Below are 4,222 nucleotides of genomic sequence, written 5' to 3' on the forward strand. Positions count from 1 at the left end.
AATCGAGCGCTGGCCCTTGATGAAGAAGGTTTCGTTGCGCACGCCGGCCGGCAGCCATTTGCCGTTGTTCTCGTAGTACAGCGCGTTGCCCTGGCGTTTGACCTTCTCCAGGAACAGGTCCTGGGTGTCGCCCTTGACCGCGCTCATGCTCCACGCCACTTTGCCGTTGAAACCGGAGAGCAGGGTCGGCAGGCCGGCAATCGAAGCACCGGCGGCCTGGTATTTGGGCGCACGAATCTGCACGTAGTTCCACGGCGACGGTGCTTGTGGCTGCGCGGCGATGTCGTTGGCCAACAGGCTCTTGGCGCTGCGGCTGCGTTGCGGGCCAATGGCCCAGTTGCTTGAGGTGGTGACGCTCAGGGCGTTGAGGCTGCGCAATTGCTGGCCTACGGTTTCCAGCCCGGCGAGGCCGGTGATCTGGCTCAGGTTGACGCCTTTGAGCTTGTCGGCTTCGGCCAGCGGGACAGGTTCGTCCGGTGCGCTTGGGGTGAGCCAGGCGAGTTTGTCGACGCCGACCTTTTGCGCCAGCACCAGGGACGAGAGCTCCCCCTGCAGGTTGCTCGACTGGCTGAAATTGAGCAGGCAGAACAGCAGCGCCGAATCTTCCGGCTTCCAGTACTCGGGCTTGTAGCCGCTCTGGGCCAGGTCCGCCGGCAGCTTGTCGCGGTAGCGGAACAGGTAGGCGTTGACGCCTCGGGCATACACTTCAAAGAAGCGTTTGAGGCGTGGCGATGAGGCATTGTACAACTCGCCAGCGCTTTTCTTGAGGTTGACCGCCCGCATGAAGCGGTCGACATCCAGCACTTGCGGGCCCGACATTTCCGCCAGACGGCCCTGAGCCAGCAGGCGCAGAGTGACCATCTGGGTGATGCGGTCGCTGGCGTGCACGTAACCGAGGCTGAACAGAGCGTCGTGGAAAGTGTTGCTTTCGATCAGCGGCATGCCTTGGGCATTGCGGCGCACCGACACATTCTGTGCCAGGCCCTTGATCGGCTGCACGCCAGCAACGGGCGGCAGGGTGTCCTGGGTGTTCTGGAGCTGGCAACCGGCCAGGCCCAAGGCACTGACCACTGCCGCGGCAACGCCGAACCGGGGAAGAAAATGTAAGAGGGCTGGCGAGGCCATGGCAAAGCTCCTGCGGGGGGTAGCGTCAGTAAAGGCGCTACGTTAGTGAGCGCGGCGAAACGACGCAAGCGGGAGTTTTGGCAATTGCGTGAGAACTTGAAACAGCCGCCCATTGAGGTGGGGGCTGGTTTAAGGCTTTGTAGGAGCGAGCTTGCTCGCGAGAAACCCATGGGCGCTGTGTTTATTCAGGAAACACGCGTAATCGCTGACGTTTTTCGCGAGCAAGCTCGCTCCTACACGTGCGGTTTAAGCGCCGTGGCACTTCTTGAATTTCTTCTCGCTGCCGCACGGGCAGGGGTCGTTGCGACCGACGTCCTTCAACGCATTGCGCACCGGCTCTTGGTGAGCGTGGCCGCAGTTCGGGCCGTGGACATGGCCGTGGTCGTGATCATGGTGGTCATGATCGTGGTTGCAGTCAGGACCATGGACATGGGGTTGCTGTGTCATCGATGTTGCTCCGGAATAAAATCGCCGGGGATTATCTCGCCATTGTGTGCCACCTGCACGTCATTACCGATGAATAATCCGGTTTTCAGTTCGCCTTCCAGACGATAAGGCACGGGCCGGTCGGGATTTTTCAGCATCTGCACCACCTCACGCACCTGTGGCCAGAGGTTGGTGCGCACCGAGACCTTGAAGAATTTATGCCCGCGTGGCGGTACGGTCAGCCACTCGTTGGACTCGCCTTCGGTCAACACCAGGTTGCCCAGGCTGACCTTGTAGACCAGGCCGCGCACGGTCAGGTCGGCGTCGTCGCGGTTGTCCACGCGAAAGTACAGCTTGAATTTCTGCTCCAGCAGCTTGGCCCGTACCACTTCGACCTTGACCAGGGCAACGTGGGGCGGCGGCGCGTCGTCTTCGAACCAGGACGCGCAGCCGGTCAGGCCCAGGGTCAACGCCAGCATCAAGCTATACATCCGAAGCATGGCGTTATCCCCGTCCAGTGATTAGAAGTAGCTGGAACAGCACTTCTTGAATTTCTGCCCACTGCCACACAAACAGGCATCGTTACGTCCGGCCTTCACTTCTACCGTAGGGTCGATGAAGTACCAGCGCCCCTCATTCTGTACGAAAGAAGACTGCTCGCGGTGACTATGTTCACCAGTAGCGTCATGCCAGCGCGCGGTAAAGGTGACAAAGGCGTGTTCCGGCTGGCCGCCGAACACCTCGGAGCTTTCAACCTCCAGGCCCAGCCAGGTGCTTTGGGCACTCCAGGCGGCAATGGCGTCGCGGTCCAGGCCGGCCTGTTGCGCAGGCAATGTAGTGGCGACCAGGTAATCGACCAGGCCCAGCACATAGGCGCTGTAGCGCGAGCGCATCAACGCGCTGGCGCAGGGGGCCGGGTGACCGGCGTGATAATGGCCGCAGCAGGCATCCAGCAGATTGCCGCTGCCGCACGGGCAAATGGATGTACTCATCGGGTTACCACCAATACTTTCCGAAGTTTTCCGGGTTGGCCCAGAAGCGGGCGTTGAGCCAGTCCGGCACCTGTTTATAGTCAAGCAGATCATAGGTAAACAGCGTCAGTACCTGATCATCGCGTTGGAAGCGTTCGCCGGCTTGCAGGGCCAGGGAGAAAAAGTCGGTGTCCTTCCAGTCGCAGGCGCCCAGGTCGGCCAGCACGGCGATGCGGCTGGCATTGAGGTTACGAATGCCACCGAGCAGGGTCAGGCCTTGGGGTTTGGTCAGGTGCTCCAGGCAGTCGACCACCAGCGCGAGGTCAAAGCGCTGCACCGCGAGGTTTTCCGACAACGGCCCTGGCGGGGCATAGAACACTTCGGTGTCCGGGTGCGCAGCTTTGAAGGCATCCAGCGCCGGAAAATGGCTGGCGCCCACTAATAACAGGCGTTTTGGCCTGTGAAGGTCCAGCAGGGCCGCCAAGGCTTGTTGGGGCGTACGGGCAGAAATTCCAGCGGTCATTGCAGATCCTCGCATCAAGACCGTAGAGACTAGCGCGGCTGGGCGCGTGGGCCTAGAGCGCGGCGGTCGATAGCCGCCGGGGGAGAACTGAAGTTTTTTGATCCTTCACTGGCAAATCGCCTGTAGAAGTCGTTACTGTGCGATCAAAGAAAAATTTGAAAACACTCAGGAGCCCCATGATGCGTAAGGTTTTTCTGCTGGCCCTGTTGGTCAGCCCCGTTGCCCTGGCCCAGAGCGTCAGTGTCGAAACCAATTCATTGATGCGCTTGCCCAGCAGCACCAGCGTGTTGCAGCTCGAGCGTCTGGACGTGGCGGATTACGGCACCTTGCTGATTCCGGCCACCATCAGCCAGGTTACGGTGGATGAGCTGCACTTGGGGCGCGACGCACGCATCACCATTGTTCCCGGCAATACCGCACTGCAAATGCAAGTGCGCGATGCGCAGTTGGAGCACGGTAGCCAGATCACCTCTCGGGGCGCTCCCGGCACCCACGAAAAACCCGCCAAGGCTGGGCGTGACCTGACCTTGCGCATTAACTCGCTGACTGCCGAAGCGCTTTCGGTAGATGCCCGTGGTGGCGCCGGCGCCCAAGGATATGCGGGCCTGGACGGTGCCAACGGCGTTGACCCGGGTTGCACCTGGGGCTCAGCCGGGCGCGGTTTCAATGGCGATAACGGCGGCGATGGCCGGCCAGGGGCGGCGGGCGCCCAGGTACGCCTGGAGTTGCCGCAGGCGTTCCCGGCTGAACAGATCAAGGTCTGGGTCGATGGCGGGCCCGGTGGCCTGGCTGGGGTTGCGGGCAAACCCGGCAAGGGCGGGCAGTCCAAGGGCTGCCTGGTGTACCGCGCGGACGGCGGCGAAAAGGGCCGTCCAGGGTTGGAAGGGCAACCGGGGCCGGCTGGGCCTGCGGGGGCTGTGACTATCCAGCGGCTCTGAGTCGCCTGGCCTTACGCCATCGCGGGCAAGCCGTAGGTATCACACATTTTCGGCGCGATGCTGGACCTGTGGCGAGGGAGCTTGCTCCCGCGACGGCCTGACAGTCGACACAGTTGGACCGGGTACATATCCGTTATTTAGGTAACGGCCACTTAGGGTTCCGCTCTGACAGCGGGTCACTTTTGGAAAAGAGCCCCAAAAGTAACCAAAAGGGCTCTTGCCCCACCACTCGGCACCTC

6 protein-coding genes are annotated in these 4,222 nt (G+C 61.6%); 1 reads left to right on the top strand and 5 read right to left on the bottom strand.

Annotation, left to right across the window (positions count from 1 at the left end):
- The 5 genes from GIW04_RS28460 to GIW04_RS28480 all read right to left on the bottom strand — a co-directional run.
- Nucleotides 1–1,125, bottom strand: a 1,125-nt coding sequence (locus GIW04_RS28460; RefSeq protein ID WP_236479443.1) for a penicillin acylase family protein, incomplete at its 3' end; no start/stop codon positions are given.
- A 246-nt stretch (nucleotides 1,126–1,371) separates the two neighbouring features.
- Nucleotides 1,372–1,572, bottom strand: coding sequence for an SEC-C metal-binding domain-containing protein (locus GIW04_RS28465; protein WP_003189235.1), 201 nt, complete (start codon nucleotides 1,570–1,572; stop codon nucleotides 1,372–1,374).
- Entirely contained in the window at nucleotides 1,569–2,051 is a 483-nt protein-coding gene (locus GIW04_RS28470; RefSeq protein ID WP_003189237.1) for an LEA type 2 family protein, read from the bottom strand. Before GIW04_RS28470 ends, GIW04_RS28465 begins: the two co-directional genes overlap by 4 nt.
- A 21-nt stretch (nucleotides 2,052–2,072) precedes the next feature.
- Nucleotides 2,073–2,543: a YchJ family protein gene (locus GIW04_RS28475; RefSeq protein ID WP_003189238.1), complete on the bottom strand. Its 471-nt coding sequence runs from the start codon at nucleotides 2,541–2,543 to the stop codon at nucleotides 2,073–2,075.
- Nucleotides 2,544–2,547: 4 nt separating this feature from the next.
- On the bottom strand, nucleotides 2,548–3,045 hold the full coding sequence (locus GIW04_RS28480; protein ID WP_120247607.1) for a DUF6231 family protein: 498 nt from the start codon (nucleotides 3,043–3,045) through the stop codon (nucleotides 2,548–2,550).
- Between the two features lie 179 nt (nucleotides 3,046–3,224).
- Between GIW04_RS28480 and GIW04_RS28485 the strand changes: the two genes are divergently transcribed.
- Entirely contained in the window at nucleotides 3,225–3,983 is a 759-nt protein-coding gene (locus GIW04_RS28485) for a collagen-like protein (protein ID WP_120247608.1), read from the top strand.
- The last annotated feature ends 239 nt before the right edge of the window (nucleotides 3,984–4,222 follow it).

The sequence above is a fragment of the Pseudomonas sp. PA-4-8C genome (assembly GCF_021606625.1).
GTDB lineage: Bacteria > Pseudomonadota > Gammaproteobacteria > Pseudomonadales > Pseudomonadaceae > Aquipseudomonas > Aquipseudomonas lactis.

Excerpts from the sequence above, each read along its gene's own strand:
- GIW04_RS28465 (WP_003189235.1), bottom strand. The coding sequence starts at position 1,572 with ATGACACAGCAACCCCATGTCCATGGTCCTGACTGCAACCACGATCAT.
- GIW04_RS28470 (WP_003189237.1), bottom strand. The coding sequence starts at position 2,051 with ATGCTTCGGATGTATAGCTTGATGCTGGCGTTGACCCTGGGCCTGACC.
- GIW04_RS28475 (WP_003189238.1), bottom strand. The coding sequence starts at position 2,543 with ATGAGTACATCCATTTGCCCGTGCGGCAGCGGCAATCTGCTGGATGCC.
- GIW04_RS28480 (WP_120247607.1), bottom strand. The coding sequence starts at position 3,045 with ATGACCGCTGGAATTTCTGCCCGTACGCCCCAACAAGCCTTGGCGGCC.
- GIW04_RS28485 (WP_120247608.1), top strand. The coding sequence starts at position 3,225 with ATGCGTAAGGTTTTTCTGCTGGCCCTGTTGGTCAGCCCCGTTGCCCTG.